Below are 15,854 nucleotides of genomic sequence, written 5' to 3' on the forward strand. Positions count from 1 at the left end.
AAAGTAATCGATTCCCAGGACAGGCGATGCAGGCCAACAAAAGTTCGCTGCGCAGGCGGCTGCAGATCGTCGAACTCGTGCGCAAGCGCGGCGAGGTGTCGGTTGACGAGCTCGCTCAGGCGTTCGATGTGTCGAGCGTCACGATCCGCACGGACCTCAATTACCTCGAGCAGCAGAGCTATCTCGTTCGTGCGTTCGGCAAGGCGCGCTACCTGCCGCAACGCACCGGCGACGGCGTGCTCACGGCTCCCGCCGAAGGGCCGACTCGCAAGGCTTCGGAAATGGCGATTGCCGGCCTCGCAGCCGATTGGGTTGGCGATCACCAGTCAGTCATGCTCGGCGCCGGTGAGATCACGCACAAGATCCTTCCCCTGCTCGCGAACCGCGACAACCTCGCGCTGCTGCTCAACGACATCGCAATGGTCCAGACCGCGCAACGCTTCGTGCGCTGTGAACTCCAGCTCACCGGCGGTCTCATCGAACCGGATGCGACAGTCATGACCGGGCCCGATGCGGAGCGCAGCGTCAGCGCGCGCTCGTTCGAACTCTGCATTCTTCAGGCGTCGGGGATCGACGCGGACGGCAATCTGCTCTGTGCAAGCCCTGCTCTGGCGCGAGTCTTTCAAGCCGGGATCCGCGCGGCCACTCACACTCTGGTCGTCGCATGGCACGCGCACGCGACGCCTGACGACGGTCATGTCTTCGGCTCGATCGACGAACTCGACGGCGTGATCGTCGACGACGGACTCGACCCTGCCGCGCGCGAGGTGTTCCTCAAACGGCACCTCGCCCTGCATCACAAAGAAGACGGAATTCTCGAATTCCGCAAAGCGACAACTCCGTCGGAACAACGCGCATGAATCTGAGTCAGCTCGATGTTCCCTACTTCTACCTCGTCATCGTCAAGGGTATCGTGACCCCTGGCGCTGTCTGCATCGATCTTCAAGCGAACCAACGTCATGCCTAAGTCCGACTCGAACGCCTTCTCCCCATCCGGTCAGATCCTGACGATGGGCGAAATCCTTGTCGAAATCATGGCCACCGAACGGGGTCAGAGTTTTCGCGAACCGGGTACGCTGATCGGGCCCTACGCGAGTGGCGCGCCCGCGATCTTTATCGATCAGGTCGCGCGCCTGGGTAGCCCGTGCGCGATGATCGGCTGCGTCGGTGAAGACGACTTCGGTACGCTGAATGTCGAGCGGCTGCGCAAGGACGGTGTCGATGTGTCCGGCATCGCGGTCATCAAGGGCGCGACGACCGGCAGTGCCTTCGTGACCTATCGCGCGGACGGCGAGCGCGACTTTATTTTCAACATCACGAATAGCGCGTCGGGCCATTTGTCTGTCGCGCAACTGCGTGAAGACGTGCTGCGCCAGTGTGGACACTTTCATGTCATGGGCTCGTCGCTGTTTTCGTTCAGGATCATCGAGGCCATGAAAAAGGTCATCGAAACGGTCAAGGCCAATGGCGGCACCGTGAGCTTCGATCCGAATATCCGCAAGGAGATGCTGCGTATTCCCGAAATGCGCGAGGCGCTCGATTTCATCCTCGACTACACGGATGTGTTTCTGCCGAGCGGTCATGAAGTCACGCTACTGGCCAACGCGAAGACGGAGCGCGGTGCAATCGATGAACTGCTCGAGCGTGGTGTGCGCGAAGTCGTCGTCAAGCGCGGCAAGGATGGGTGCAGCTTCTATGACGGCAAACAGGAGATTTCGGTCCCTGCCCTCGCGGTCGAAGAGATCGATCCGACGGGTGCGGGCGACTGCTTCGGCGCGACATATGTCGCATCGCGTACGCAGGGCATGGATATCGAGCGCGCGCTACGATACGCAAGCGCAAGCGGTGCACGCGCCGTGACGTTCCGCGGTCCGATGGAAGGCACGGGTTCGTACGCTGAACTCGACGCGCTACTCGAGCAATCGGAGTCCAACCATGACTGATTTTGTCGCGCGACTGTCCAACAATCACCCCGCTTCGGCCCGCCTGCGTGGTGTGTACGCGATCTGTTCGGCGCATCCATGGGTGCTCGAAGCTGCGTTGAAACACGCAAAGGCCGAGGGCACGCCGTTGCTGATCGAGTCGACCTCAAACCAGGTCGATCAATACGGCGGCTATACGGGCATGACGCCCAAGGACTTTGTGGCCTTCGTGCACCAGCTCGCGGACTCGGTCGAGTTTCCGCACAAGGACCTGATTCTCGGCGGGGACCATCTGGGCCCGAATGCATGGCGTTCGCTGCATTCGAACGAAGCCATGCAGCGCGCTGAAGCACTGATCGATGCGTACGCCGCTGCAGGCTTCACGAAGATCCACCTCGACACGAGCATGAGTTGCGCGGACGATCCGTCCCGCTTGCCCGACGAGGTCGTTGCGGAACGCGCGGCGCGCCTGTGTGCGGTCGCCGAAGCGGCGGTCGACCGCGAGGGTCTCAAAGTACGGCCGGTGTATGTGATTGGTACCGAAGTACCGGTGCCGGGCGGCGCGGCCGAAGCGCTCAGCACCGTCGAAGTCACGAACCGAGCTGCGGCACTCGAAACAGCGGCGATTCATCGCGCCGCGTGGGACGCTCGTGGCCTCGACGCTGCGTGGCCACGCGTGGTCGCACTGGTCGTGCAACCGGGCGTCGAATTCGATCACACGCGTGTGGTGGACTATCGGCCCGAGCATGCGACGGAATTGTCGCGCACGCTCAATGCGTTGCCGGGCATGGTCTTCGAGGCGCATTCGACTGACTATCAGACACCCGAAGCACTTCGCGCGCTGGTGCGTGATGGGTTTGCGATTCTGAAGGTCGGTCCGGGCGTGACGTTCGCAATGCGTGAAGCGCTGTTCGCGCTCGCGGATATCGAATCGGAGCTGATCGAGCCGGCGGCCAGTTCACGTCTGCGCGATGTCGTCGAGCGTGTGATGCTCGAGAAGCCGGGCTACTGGGAAAAGTATTATCACGGCGACGCGATGCAGCAGCGTCAGCTGCGGATCTTCAGCTACAGCGATCGCATTCGCTATTACTGGGCCGATGCGGAGATTCAGGCGGCGGCAAAGAAACTAATCGACAACCTCACTGCGATCGGCGTGCCCGAAAACGCGCTGAGCCAGTCATTGCCGAATCAGTATTGGGCACTGCGGCGCAGGGAAATCGATGCGTTGCCGGCGAGCATCGTCGAGCACAAGATTCGCGAGGTGATCGGCGAATATGCATCTGCGTGTGTTGCAGATGATCAATGAATATCGATCGAGACCGGTGATCCGACCACGAGCGGCGGCACGTTGCTGTCGCCTGCGGAGTCGGTCGGCGTAGACGACGCCGTGGTGGCTTCGGGTGTGATCGGTGCATCAACCAGGTTGGCTTCGAAGAGCTTGGCCTGATTGCTGACCTTGGCGACGTAGTTTCTGCCGCCATAACTGCGCAAGCCCGATTCGACATCGCCACCGGCAGAGTCGACATAGCCATGCAGAATCGCGGAGCCGGTATCGATATTAACGGTCGGCTCGGTCAGGTCTTTGCCCTTCACAAGCTGGCGGTGCGAAGACGGCACGACTTGCATCAGACCGGTGGCGCCATTGGCTCCACGCGCTTTCTCGCGAAAGCGCGATTCAACGGTGATGATCGCCAGCAGCACTGAGGGAGGAAGCGAATACTTCGATGCCGACTTCATCACAGCGTCGGCAATCAGATCCGCTTTCGCACGCGCAACGCCGAATTTCTCGGCAAGCAGTGCGGACACTCGTTCGGTTCGTTCAGCCAACGTGACATGAACCGGCTCAGTCTGCTCTGCCATCGCTCCCTGGGACAACCCGAGCGCGAGGGCAAAAAGGCAAAGGATTCGTCGCATAACTCGGCGTGGTCCAATGGAGCCGCGATTATAACGGCATCAAAATGACTGGCTATTGGGTTGAATCCCTGAGACCGGATGACCATTTAATGGGATTTCGGTCTGTGGGCTAGCGCACGGAAAAACCCGTAAATACAGGGCTCGCGTGGGGGTGGCGGAAATTGCCGGTAATTCCTGCGGGGAGTAACCCTTCAGAGTTGAAGGGCTTTCCGATTGCGCACCGAAGGAATTTCCGGTCGCGAGTCGGGTCTTGATCGGGTCGGGTAACGTATGCCGCTACACTGACAAGCGTATTTAACTCCGCGACAATTGACCCTAGGTCTTGTGATTCAGTCGTTCGTTTGACAGGTTGAAATATGGCACGCGTACTACCCCGTCCTCAAACCCGCGGCGAAGAAATCGCCAATAGCATCAGTCACGGCAGCGGGTTCGTTATCGGCATTGTCGGGCTCGTGCTCGTCATGATCTTCGGAAAGCATATGGGCACAGCCGGCGATATCGTCGGCCTGATCGTCTATGCGGTGACGATGTCGCTGCTCTATGTCACGTCGGCGATCTATCACGCGCTCGCCGAAGGGCGCGCGAAGCAGATCTTCATGAAGCTCGATTACTGCGCGATTTACCTGTTTATCGCGGGAACGTACACGCCCTTTACGTTGGGCGTGCTACGCGGTGACTGGGGGATGGCGCTGCTGGTTGCGGTGTGGACGCTCGCGTTGATCGGTGTGCTGATGCGCGGGTTCAATGTGCTGTCGCATCCCTACATCACGACGTCGCTGTATCTCGTCATGGGCTGGCTTGTGCTGTTCGCGCTCGGCCCGTTGATCGCGCACGTGCCCGCGGCAGGCATTGCGTGGCTCGTCGCCGGTGGCATCGCTTATACGATTGGCGTGGTGTTCTATCTGCTCGACAGCCGCTTCAAGTTCGCACACTTCGTCTGGCATCTGTTCGTGCTGGCCGGCTCGATCTGCCATTTCGCAGCAGTGGCAGGCTATGCGGCGATTCCGAAGATCGTGTGATTGAAGAAGTTGCGCCGCCTGTGCAGCGCAACTTCCTGACCTTACGACATTACGACTCGACTGCGGGTTGTGCCGCGTCGGACTTCTTCAGACCGCTGTCTCGCGTCTCGGGCATCGCGGCCCACACGAGCAAGACCGCAAGTGCACCCGCTGCGGCAAGCCCCAGGAAGGCCAGCTTGTCGCCAAACTTGTCGGCCGCAAAACCCGCCAGCGACGTGCTCAGCGTCGCGCCAATCCCCGCTGCAAGACCAAACACCCCGATACACAGGTTGTAGCGCCCCTTGTCACCGCCGACGTCGACGGCGATCAGCGGCAGCATCACGCCGAATACCGCGGCGCTCAGGCCATCCAGCGCCTGAACCGGCACGAGCAGGTACGGCGACGTCACGCCGGCAAACAACAACGCGCGCAGTGGCAAAGCCGAAAAGCCCAGCAGCATGATCGGCCGGCGTCCCCACTTCTGCGCCGAACGCCCAACCCACGGCGACAACGCAGCGACCACCATCTGCGGCACGACGATGCACGCGGCAATCACGAGCTGGACGTTGTCGCCCATATGCGCCGTCACATCGCCCGCTGCGAGGTTCAGCATCGCGGCATTCGAGAGGTGGAACAGAATCACGCAGACCGCAAAAATCAGCAGGCGCTTGTCGCGAAGCAGCTCACGCAAGGTCTCGCGGGAACTGCTCTCTTCGGCTTCCTTAGTGTCTTTCGGCAGCGGGGTATCGATGCGCGCGTGCTCGATCATGCTCAGCGCAAAGAGCGCGGGCACCGCCAACGCAGCCGTGAGCCAGAAGATCGAGCGGACCGAGACGTATTGACCGAACAACCCCATCAGAAGCGCGGCTACGGCGCTGCCGATCGACGCGAAGCGCGCATTGCGCCCCAGCCGGTCGCCCAGGTCCATGCGACCGACGAGCGCGAACGAAATGGCGGCGATGGCCGGCGTCAGCATACAACTCGCAAAGCCGTGAAAGATCTCTGCGGTCAACACGGGCAGCCAGGTCGGGCTGATGCCGAGCAGCAGCGCGCTAAAGATCAACGCACCGATTGCGGCCGCGGCGGCGCCACGCTTGCCGGGCAGCGCATCGATCAGGATCCCGCCAGGAATCTGGCTGGCCATGGCGGTGATCGTGCCGACGCTGAGCATCAGGCCAATTTCGCCCTGCGTCCATTTTTTGGAGGCGAGGTACGACGCGATGAAAGGTCCAAAGCCGGTTTGAACATCGGCGATGAAGAAATTCAGCCAGTCGAGCGCTCGCAGACTTCGTGCATTTGCCATGTTTTATCGAGGCGAGCGTGTTGAGGAAGCCGTGTCTACCGCCGAGGCCCCGGATGCGGGGGCTGCGGCAGCGTTCGTGGGCTGCGTTGGCTGTGCGACAACCGGCGACACTGCATCGACCGGTTTGTCCGACTGGTAGGCCGGCGAAGCCTTGACCTGCGCATCGGACATATCGAGCTGCAACTGCAGCTCTTTATCTTTCTGAACGAACATCAGCGACGACCAGTTGACGGCGATATTGCGCACGTCATGACCGATCGAGTTGCTCACGTCGAGCACGACCGCCTGCGGCTGCGCGGCGCCGTCGATCAGCACATCGACAACGCGACCCACCCGATTGCCGTCCTTGCGGAATGCCTTCGAATCGGACATATCGAGCGTGATCGGCTCGGGCGCGTTGGCTTGTGTCTTCGGCTTGACCTGCGCGGCGGCGGGCGGCGCGCCGTTCGGCACGTTCAGCGTGATCGGTACTTTTCGGCTCGCCGTGCTGTTGAATCGGAACACGGTGAGCGGGAAATTCATCTTGCGATCGCCGACCCCGAGGAAGCCGTTGAGGTTGACGATGATTTCGTTGGGCTGGCCCTTGGTGTTGACGACCATGTCGACAACGCGGCCGATGACCTTGCCGTCCGGTCGTTCGACCTCAGCATCCAGCAGGCCATGCGATTGCTCCGGCGTGAGACGGCGCACCGTCACCAGTGGCGGCGGCGGAGGTGGCGGAGGCGGCGGCGGTGCCACAGGCGGCGGCGGTGCCGGCTGGGGCTTGGGCACAACGCGATGCGGTTTGCGCGGATGCTGCGGCGTCTCGGGTGCTTCCTCGGGTTCCGGGGTGGGCTCGGCGACGACGACCGGTTCCGACGCGGGCTGCGGAATCGTTTCAACGCAGGCATCGGACGCCGGACAAGGCGGCACCTCGACAATCGGGGCAGGTTGACGCTCAAACAGGCTGCAACCCGACAAGACGAGCAATAACAACAATGCCGGGACATACCAACGCGCAACCAGACGCGCTAAACCACCAGTCATCGAGACACACTCCCATATCGAGGGCGCGTCGTGCCCGTCTGCACGGGTTGAGCCCGATGCGGACGAGTGCCGGACGATCCTCGAGAAAAGTCGGCAATTGACGCGTACATACGCAGGGCGCCGGAGGCGCGACATTGCGGGCACGCCGCGCTCAGACGCAGCCGTGCAGGCGCTTCGGACCACGCATGGTAGTCGATTCTGCGGGAAAGAAGCTAGTTAAGTGCCTGCCCTGCGGGATTCGCTTCCCCGCAGGGTTGATCTGTCTGCTAGCTGTCTGGTATTGGCGTTGTAAGCGAAATGCATGCGGAACGCATCTCGCGGACGGGTTGGGGGCGTTGGCTGTTAGTTGCTGTTTTGCAGGGTTGTATGGAAACGCATGTAAATCGGTTCAGGTCGGGGAATGGCCCGATTTGTAGAAAGAGGCGACGCACGCTCAAGCGGTGCGACTTCGGGAGAAGGCTGCGCAGAGGCTGGCGCAGCACGACTTTGGGACACGCTGCGCCGGAACCGGCACAGCGCGGCTTTAAACGAAACGAGCTGCCCCTGCTGTCCTTTCAACACACCGGGCAAGGGATCGAATCACACGGGTTTGCGATGCAATTCAAAACAGCCAGGTCACCCCACCCTCCGCCCGCGTGGCGCTGAAGCCTTGGCTGAAGGCGTTGTCGACCTCGATGTCGATGCGCACTGCGGTTTGCTTGCCGAGCCGGCCCGCCACGCCCAGTCCTACATTCCACGACGGACCGGCTGGCATGCCCGAGTACACCGTTTCACCGATGCGCTGTGACATCGGCGGACCCGCGCTTACGGCTACACCTGTCTTTATATAGGGCATCAGCTTTGCGCCATGGGTCAGCACGGGACGGACGAGTTTCGCATTCAGTCGGGCCGCCGTGGCGCGCTGAACGTCTGAGTGAACGACGTAGCCGTCTCGGTCGACGGTGTCTCCCATCCGCAGATCGAGATAGGAGACGGTCAGCGCAGGCGACACATGCAAGCCGTAGGGCATCGGAATCGTGAGGCCGATCTCTCCCAGTGCAGATACAGCGAGTCCGCCTGACGCGAACACGTCGTTCGGGCCATTCCGGACATTGAAGGACAGCGAGTCGACTTTAACGATGGCGCGCTCATAGAAGCCATAGGCGTGCTGCGCGCTGTGGTCGCGATGATGATGTCGATGTACGAGCTGGATGCCCAGGCCTGCGGCACGAATGCGCGCACGATCGGTCGCGCTCGTGCCGGTCGGGTTGGGCTCGCTCGATGTCGTGGCCAAGGCCAAGCTCTGATCGATCGCCACGCCGTGAGTCGTTGCCTCGGCGAAACTGAGTCCGACATCGACACGTATCGATCCATGCGCCTGGCGTGCTTCGTAGACTGAAAGACCGAGTTGCAGACCTCGTTGCGTACTGTTGAATTCGAGTCCGCGCCCGGCTTGTGGGCCGGCGGCGTTCATCGTCACTGCGCCACGATATCGGGCTCGACTACCGAATACGCCGACGAAGGTGTTTGACGCATGCGACGAGGCGACGTCGCCATCATCAGTGGCAAGCGACGCGGTTTCCGGCACACTCCAGCTCAGTAGGGCGTTCTGGAGCATCTGTGCCGTCGCGAGCGGCAGTGACACGTAGCTTGCGGCATGAGGCGACTCAGGCTGCGGCGCGACCGGCACCGAAGCGTGCACATGCGTATGGCTCTCGGCTTCGTCCTTGGAATCATCGCCAGGTACGTCGCTGGAATCGTCAGCTTCTGTGGCCGGCGGTTCAGCAGGCGGTGCTTCCACGGGAGGTGCTTCCGCGGGAGGTGCTTCCACAGGCGGTGTTTCCACAGGCGGTGTTTCCACGGGAGGTGTTTCCGCGGGTGGGACTTCCACAGGCGGTACTTCTACGGGCGGTGCTTCTACGGGTGGCACTTCCGCAGGCGGTGCTTCCGCGGGCGGTGCTTCCACAGGTGGTGTTTCCACGGGAGGTGCTTCCGCGGGCGGTACTTCCACAGGTGGTGTTTCCACGGGAGGTGCTTCCGCGGGCGGTACTTCCACAGGCGGTGCTTCCACCGGCGGCGCTTCGACAGGCGGTGCTTCCACCGGCGGCGCTTCGACAGGCGGCGCTTCGACAGGCGGTACTTCTACGGGTGGCACCTCCGCAGGCGGTACTTCTACCGGTGGCACTTCCACGATGGGGAGTTCTGCCGGTGTTTCGTCCGCAGGCATCGGTTCGGCGGGCGGCGCACTCGCATCGCCAGTATCTGCAACAGGGTCCGGCGCCTTTTTCGTGGCGAGACGAAAGTCCCAGAAACCCTCATCACCAGACACCAGCCGCTGCGACGCGTGGCTCGTTCCGGGTGCGAAAGCCATCAGTTCGTATTGATAGGGGCCAGCGGCCAAGATCCCACCCGGCAACACAAAACTCTGCGGCGACGCCCTGCCTCTGACCTGTATCAGCGAAATGCCTTCGGTTGCCTGAATCACGCCGTCACCATTGACGTCGGTCTGTGCACCATCGCCCGCCACAACGACGTCGATCACATGCACACCCTTCACGTCACCCGAGATCAGCACGCGGTCTGTCTTTTGCGTGTCGAGCCTGCCGCCGACGTTGAGGAGCGTACGCAAGCGAAACGCGCCAGCACCAACACCTGTGCCGACACTCGCACCCGCGCTTGGGCTGGCACTCGAGCCAACCTCGTTTTCCGATTCGGATGCCGTCCTCGCGCTGACGTCCGCATCCTTCCCGGTCAGGCCGCCGTCGATAACCAACGCTTGCCGGGCAGGCGCGGCGTCGTCGAACTCGACAACGCCGCCGATGTTCGACAATGCGTCCACGCGCGCCGACTCAGGCAGCACAACGCGTCCGTTACTCGCGACATCCAGCGCAACGTGTCCCGCCCATGCGCCATGGAATTCGCCGCGATCACGGACCTCGAGCCGGGCCGGCTCGTTCGTGAGGATCTCGATATCGCCTTCCACCTGAGCGCGATCGCCGACGGTGATATGTGCGCCCGATCGCCCTGCCGCGCCACCGTCACGCGTCGCAGTACCTGCGTCACCCACTGCCCCCTTCGGTCCAATCTGCGAATTCACCACCGACACGACCACGGGAGCACGCACGCGCGCGCCCTCGCCAAAGGTCAACGCTGAGCCCGCATCAACTCGAAAAACCGGATCAAGGCGTTCGCCAAGCTCAACCCGCATCGCGCCGACGGTCAGCGACGCATCGTTGCGTACGACAATCAACGGCATATTGCGAACGTCGACTTTCAACGTCGCATCGGCCAGCGTGGCTCGAGCCTGATCGACGACGAGTGCGGGCGAGTCGGATCCGTATGTTTCAAGATCGACCCCGCGCGCAATGAGTTCAGCGCCTCGGTCGACCACGAGAGCAGCGGCGTGCGAAGCCTGCGTCACGATTCTCGCGCGCTCGACCGTTCCGTCGGCCCGCACTGCCGCGCCAATCTCGAGCTTCGCACCCTCGGTCGAACGCGCGCCGTAGGCATGCACACCCATCGTCGAAATCGAACCGCCCAAGGCACGCACATATCCCAGGGACTGCGTCGCGAAGAGTCCATACGCATCCTCCGCACGCGTCTTGACCACGCTGCGTTCAACACGCGTCGTGGCACCGTCGGCCGCAAATGCATGCGCCTCGCGCTGGGTCGTGGTGGCACGCAACACATGCCCGTCCGCCGTCGCACCCTTGCGCGTGTAGATCCCGTTCGCCAATGCGAAATAGACGTAAAGATCGGCATCCGTGATATCGAGCTTCACCTTCGGCCCGGACATCCGGATCGCAGACTTCATCGGTCCCACTTCCGTGGCGAAATACCGGCCGCCGCTCGTGCGGACTTGCTCCTTACGCTGCAGGTCGAGATACGGAATCGGCAACTCCGGAAGCTCGGGCAGCACCTCTTCCCCCGCACGTACGTCGAAAGCCACCGACGCCGTGAGAATCGCGACCACGACCTCGCGTCGCCAAAGCGGCACAGGCCACGCGGCCCAGATGGGTCGACTCACACCCTGCCTCACCGGCACCCTTCGCCGCGCATCTCCCGCTCGTCGCACATCTCCCGCTCGCCGCGCCCTGCGTATCACGATCTGTTGCATTTTCGCCGCCGTTTTGAAGTTCGATCCAACGGCTCGAATTGCACGTCCAAATCGTCAACTCAACCGTCCGCGCGAAATGTGCCAAATCGAGACACGAATCCATATCAGCGCAGGTCGATGGCAACGTAGGAACAGTCTGAAATTTGCGAAAAACGCGTGGGCGCTATCTGGCTTCCAGCCATCCGATGCAATGACTTTTAGGAAACGCGCGGCCCGGAGCGCGTTTTCCGCGGATCAGTGCGTCATGCGTCGGATGGCTTTTTCAATATCGGCCTGAAAGGCATCGAACGCGTGACTCACTACGGTGAACGCACGGCCGACGGCCATTCGGTCATGTGAGGCGCAGGCGGTCTCGAGCTGGACACAGGCGTCCACGAGCCGTTCGCCACCGACAAGGCGGACTGCCCCTTTGATTCGGTGCGCCAGTGCGGAAAGGCCATCATCGTCGCCACGCGTCAACGCTGCGTGCGCCGCGAGCCAGTCTTCGCGATTGGTGTCGCGCAGCGAAATCAAAAGCGCGGCACATTGCGTGCCGAACCTGGCCAGCCTCGAAGGGTCTACGGCCGACGCTACGGCCGGGTCGCTGTCCAGTACGGCGTCATCCTCGACCGACGGCGCAACATGCCCTTGTGCTTCTCTGCACGCGAGCGACAACGCATGCGCGAGGGACGCGATGCTCAGCGGCTTCACAAGGCACTCATCCATACCGGCGTCGAGCGCACGTTGCCGGGCGTCGGGTTGTGCATTGGCCGTCGCTCCAATCACGATGCATCGAACGTGCGCTTCCACGGCTGCGCCGTCATACTCGCCCTCGTGCTCGCCCTTGCGTTCGCGCTCGCGCAGCGCAACCGTGAGCGCCTCGCCGCTCATCGACGGCATCGAGCAATCGGTGAGAACGACGTCGAACGGGCTGTCGGCTTCCGACCATTGCCCAAGCGCATCGTGGCCATCAACGGCCAGCGTGACGACGCAGCCGAGCGATTCGGCTTGCTGCTTCATTACAAGCCGATTCGCGGGATGATCGTCGACAACGAGCACGCGCAAGCCTTTAAGTACGGTGCGATCCTCTGGCAGTGTCACAGCACCCTGCGACTCCTCCGGCGAAGCCTGGGCAAGCGTCAGGTCAATCGACACGCGTGTGCCTTCACCGCGGACACTGTCGATACTCAGCGTCCCACCCATCAGCACGACCAGACGCTTGCAGATCGATAGACCGAGTCCGGTGCCGCCGTACACACCGCGCTGCGCATCCCCGACTTGCGAGAACGGTTCGAACAGCGCTGCCTGATCGACGTCATCAATCCCGACACCGGTGTCGAAGACGCGAATGGTTACGCCGAAGGCGGCGTCGTCAGGTTCGTGGCTATCCGGCTCGGACTCCGATGCGCCGAAGTCGCCGGCCATGGACGCCTCATCGTCCTGCCCCTGCCCGCGATCCGGTGCAAGCCTTCGTTCGACGATCCCGTACTCGATGCCGATCAAGCCCGACGACGTGAACTTGATCGCATTGGACAGCAGATTCGCGATGATCTGCCGCAGACGCACAGGGTCTGCCATGACCCATGCTTCGACACGCCTTGGCGTCGTACAGACCACACGGAACGCAAGACCGCGCTGACGCGCAAGATTTTCGTAGAGCCGGGCGATCCCGTCGATCCACGAGTAAAACTCGAGCGGCCGCGGCGCGAGTTCGAGTTTCGCCGCGTCCATCTTCGAGACGTCGAGCACGTTGTCGATCAGCACGAGCAAGTCCCGCGCCGCCTGCTGCATCACTGACAGCGATGCCGTACGAGGCTCGTCGCTCAGCGCGCGCTGCAACTCGAGTTCGAGCAGCCCGAGAATCGCGTTCATCGGCGTGCGGATCTCGTGGCTCATCGTCGCGAGAAAGGTGGACTTCGCGCGATTGGCCGCTTCCGCTTCGTCACGCGCATGACGCAATGCATCGAGGAGTTCCGACTGCAAGGCCAGCTGTTCGCCGAGCCGGCGCTCGGCCGCCACGCGTCGACGGATCTGGATACGCATCGAGACCGCCCAGATCACGAACAACATCGCGACGGCGCCGCCGATATAGGTGGCAATAACGAGGCGCGGCCGAATGCGCTGCCACACGGGCTCAGGGTTCGCGACCAGCAGCCAGCGGCGTCGAATCGCATCGACCTCGCCGGGCGGCAGGTGCGCAATGGCCTTGTCGAGAATCGACGCGAGTTCGGTCTGATCGGCGCGCACCCCGATGTGGATCGGGATCGGTATCCCGCCGACCGTGCCCGTGATCGAAAACGTGCCCTTCGGATACTGGCCGATGGCGTAGTGAGCACTGCCGATTTCCATCAACGTCGCATCCGCGTCGCCATCGCGAACAGCATCGAACGCGCCAAACACCGACGACGATGTCGCCAGTCTGACGACGGGCTCGACATGCTCGAGTTGCCGCCACAACGCGCTGTCGGCGAGCAGCACAACGCGCTTGCCCTCGAGTGCGTCGACATTGCGCAAGGGCGCGGACGATGCGCGCGTGACGATGACCCACAGCGAGCTCATATACGGAATGCGCGTGGTGATCGTATGCCGCTCGTCGTCCGCATCGACCATAAAAGGCGTCAGCAGTGCATGGCCGCTCACCAGGTCTGCCGCGGTATCGGCGATCTTTGCGCGCAAGGTGCCTTGGAAGACGAGCCCCGTCTCCTGCGAGATGGCATCGAGCACATCGATCGCAATGCCTGCGGGCTGCCCGCGCGCGTCTTCGAACACCAGCGGCGCGAGATCGCCGATCGACGAATACGGCACGACAGGATGCTCGTGAATCCATGCACGCTCATCGTCGGTCAGTTCGAGCGGACGAATGAAACTCGGCTCACCGGGTGCACGCGCCCAACGTCCCCTGACGCTCGTGGCGAATGACGTGGGCAGGCTCTCCAGCGCGCGATCGATCAGGTTGGCCAGCGCGGCGTCGTCACTGCGCATCGCAAAATCGAAACCGCCCTCGTCGAAGTTCGCATAGCCGCTTGGCGCGAGATTGCGCAATTGCAGCTGGTCGATCAGGTAACTCGTGACAAGCAGATTGCCGACGAGCATGTCGGCATCGCCGAAGGACACGGCCTCGAGCGCCTGTATCAGGCCCGGATACGGCACGCGCACGGCATCGGGGTATGCACGCTCGAGATCCGCCTCGGCGCGTTGTGCAACGACGTCGCGCACATAGGCAATCCTGCGCGGATGATCTTCCTGCCTCTCCCCTTGAGCGCGCCGCTCGATCGTCGCCAGTTGATTGGCGACGTAAGGCCGGCTATGCACGAGGCCCGGGCCGTCGCCGAATGTCGACGTCGAAATCGCATCGATCTGATGCTGGCGCAGCGCCTCGATCATCGACGCGCGATCGTCGTAGGCGTGCCACTGCACGGGCACGCCCAACCGCGCACCCATCGCTTCGGCGAAGTCGACCGACATGCCGTACACGCCATTGTGCAAGTCGGTGATATCGAGCGGCGGCGACAGATTCGGCGCAATGCCGATTACCAGCCGATGCCCATGCAAGGCGAGCGTCGCATGCTCGCCCTCGCTGAGCGGCAACGTCTCCAGCGCGATCGGCGCACGCCACTCCGACAGCACGTCCCGACCGCTCGCCGGAGGACCGGGCACATAGGCGTGCACGCGCGATGATAATTGCTCCAGCAACGCCCCTTGCGGCGACAGCTGTTGCGATGACAGCTGTTGCGATGACGGTAGCTGCGAGAACTGCAGCTGCGACGACCGTTGTTCCGGCGACGGTTGCTGTGACGACACCTCCTGCAGCGAGGCCGTCTCCGGCAGCGCACCGATCAGTACCGCCATGCACCACAGTCTCAATGCCATGCGTCGCATGTCTGCTGCCTCGCTAGTCGATCAGCCGATGAGCCTTCGCGAATTCGACGAGATCCACCAGGGTCTCCAGGTTGAGCTTTCTCAGCATGCGTGTCTTGTGCGTGCTGACGGTCTTCGGGCTCAGAAACAGCGTGTCGGCGAGCTGCTTGTTGCTTGCGCCTGCAACCAGGCCCTTGAGAATCGTCAGCTCGCGAGGCGACAACTGAGCCAGACGATCGGTCGCCGCTTCGGTTCCGGAATCCGCAAAGCAGTTGTAGCCGGCAAGCACGAGACGCGCCGCGGTCAGGATGTCGCAGATATCGCGATCCTTGCCGACAAAACCATGCCCGCCCGCGTCGCGCGCCGGCCCAGCATGCATGCGCTCGTCTTGCGACGAAAACACCAGAATGCGCGTTGGCGGAGCAGCGCGGCGTATCTGGCGAATGAGCTCGATGCCATCGATATCGGGCAACTTGAGATCCACAATCACGAGCGATGGCGGCACGCGTCGAATGATCGCGAGCGCTTTATCACCTGTACTCGCTTCCCCGATGATTTCGAACTCACCCGTATCTTCAAGAATTGTCTTGAGTGCGAGTCGCAGGGAAGGATGATCGTCGACGAGCACGATCGTTTGTTTTGCCACAGGCCATCTCCTTCAACGTTTGTGTGCCGCCGGAAGTGGTCGACCGATTAAACGCCGCGCGATGTTACGAGAAAGCGAATATGTGAGCCAGTCGGGTCACATGCAGCCTGGT

Annotated in this window: 10 protein-coding genes; 4 read left to right on the forward strand and 6 right to left on the reverse strand. The window is 62.3% G+C overall.

What is annotated here, in order from left to right; all coding sequences use genetic code 11:
- Window positions 1–26 precede the first annotated feature (26 nt).
- The 3 genes from ACMFWR_RS23390 to ACMFWR_RS23400 all read left to right on the forward strand — a co-directional run bounded on the left by ACMFWR_RS23390 (window position 27) and on the right by ACMFWR_RS23400 (window position 3,228).
- The gene (locus tag ACMFWR_RS23390; protein WP_413197071.1) at window positions 27–860 is read left to right on the forward strand and encodes a DeoR/GlpR family DNA-binding transcription regulator; all 834 of its coding nucleotides are present in this window, start codon (window positions 27–29) and stop codon (window positions 858–860) included.
- 99 nt (window positions 861–959) lie between these two features.
- On the forward strand, window positions 960–1,943 hold the full coding sequence (locus ACMFWR_RS23395; protein ID WP_413197072.1) for a sugar kinase: 984 nt from the start codon (window positions 960–962) through the stop codon (window positions 1,941–1,943).
- Window positions 1,936–3,228, forward strand: coding sequence for a D-tagatose-bisphosphate aldolase, class II, non-catalytic subunit (locus ACMFWR_RS23400; protein ID WP_413197073.1), 1,293 nt, complete (start codon window positions 1,936–1,938; stop codon window positions 3,226–3,228). The genes ACMFWR_RS23395 and ACMFWR_RS23400 overlap by 8 nt, the downstream gene beginning before the upstream one ends.
- On the opposite strand, the gene ACMFWR_RS23405 is transcribed toward ACMFWR_RS23400, so the two are convergent.
- Window positions 3,222–3,728: a transglycosylase SLT domain-containing protein gene (locus tag ACMFWR_RS23405; RefSeq protein WP_413197074.1), complete on the reverse strand. Its 507-nt coding sequence runs from the start codon at window positions 3,726–3,728 to the stop codon at window positions 3,222–3,224. The two genes, ACMFWR_RS23400 and ACMFWR_RS23405, sit on opposite strands and share 7 nt — an antisense overlap.
- A 464-nt stretch (window positions 3,729–4,192) precedes the next feature.
- On the opposite strand from ACMFWR_RS23405, the gene trhA reads away from it, so the two are divergent.
- Window positions 4,193–4,855 carry a PAQR family membrane homeostasis protein TrhA gene (gene trhA, locus ACMFWR_RS23410; RefSeq protein ID WP_413197075.1) on the forward strand — a complete coding sequence of 221 codons (663 nt, stop codon included), beginning with the start codon at window positions 4,193–4,195 and terminating at the stop codon, window positions 4,853–4,855.
- A 49-nt stretch (window positions 4,856–4,904) separates the two neighbouring features.
- On the opposite strand, the gene ACMFWR_RS23415 is transcribed toward trhA, so the two are convergent.
- The 5 genes from ACMFWR_RS23415 to ACMFWR_RS23435 form a co-directional block, all read right to left on the reverse strand.
- Window positions 4,905–6,137 carry an MFS transporter gene (locus tag ACMFWR_RS23415; RefSeq protein WP_413197076.1) on the reverse strand — a complete coding sequence of 411 codons (1,233 nt, stop codon included), beginning with the start codon at window positions 6,135–6,137 and terminating at the stop codon, window positions 4,905–4,907.
- A gap of 3 nt (window positions 6,138–6,140) precedes the next feature.
- Complete coding sequence (locus tag ACMFWR_RS23420; RefSeq protein WP_413197077.1) at window positions 6,141–7,163, reverse strand: PRC-barrel domain-containing protein; 1,023 nt, start codon at window positions 7,161–7,163, stop codon at window positions 6,141–6,143.
- Between the two features lie 601 nt (window positions 7,164–7,764).
- The gene (locus ACMFWR_RS23425) at window positions 7,765–11,169 is read right to left on the reverse strand and encodes an autotransporter outer membrane beta-barrel domain-containing protein (RefSeq protein ID WP_413197078.1); all 3,405 of its coding nucleotides are present in this window, start codon (window positions 11,167–11,169) and stop codon (window positions 7,765–7,767) included.
- A gap of 324 nt (window positions 11,170–11,493) precedes the next feature.
- A complete protein-coding gene (locus ACMFWR_RS23430) occupies window positions 11,494–15,108 on the reverse strand; it encodes an ATP-binding protein (RefSeq protein ID WP_413197079.1) in 3,615 nt (1,204 codons plus the stop codon).
- 22 nt (window positions 15,109–15,130) lie between these two features.
- Entirely contained in the window at window positions 15,131–15,742 is a 612-nt protein-coding gene (locus tag ACMFWR_RS23435) for a response regulator (RefSeq protein ID WP_413197080.1), read from the reverse strand.
- Window positions 15,743–15,854: the final 112 nt, after the last annotated feature.

The sequence above is a fragment of the Pararobbsia alpina genome, from assembly GCF_965118125.1.
In the GTDB taxonomy this organism is placed as follows: Bacteria; Pseudomonadota; Gammaproteobacteria; order Burkholderiales; family Burkholderiaceae; genus Pararobbsia; species Pararobbsia alpina_A.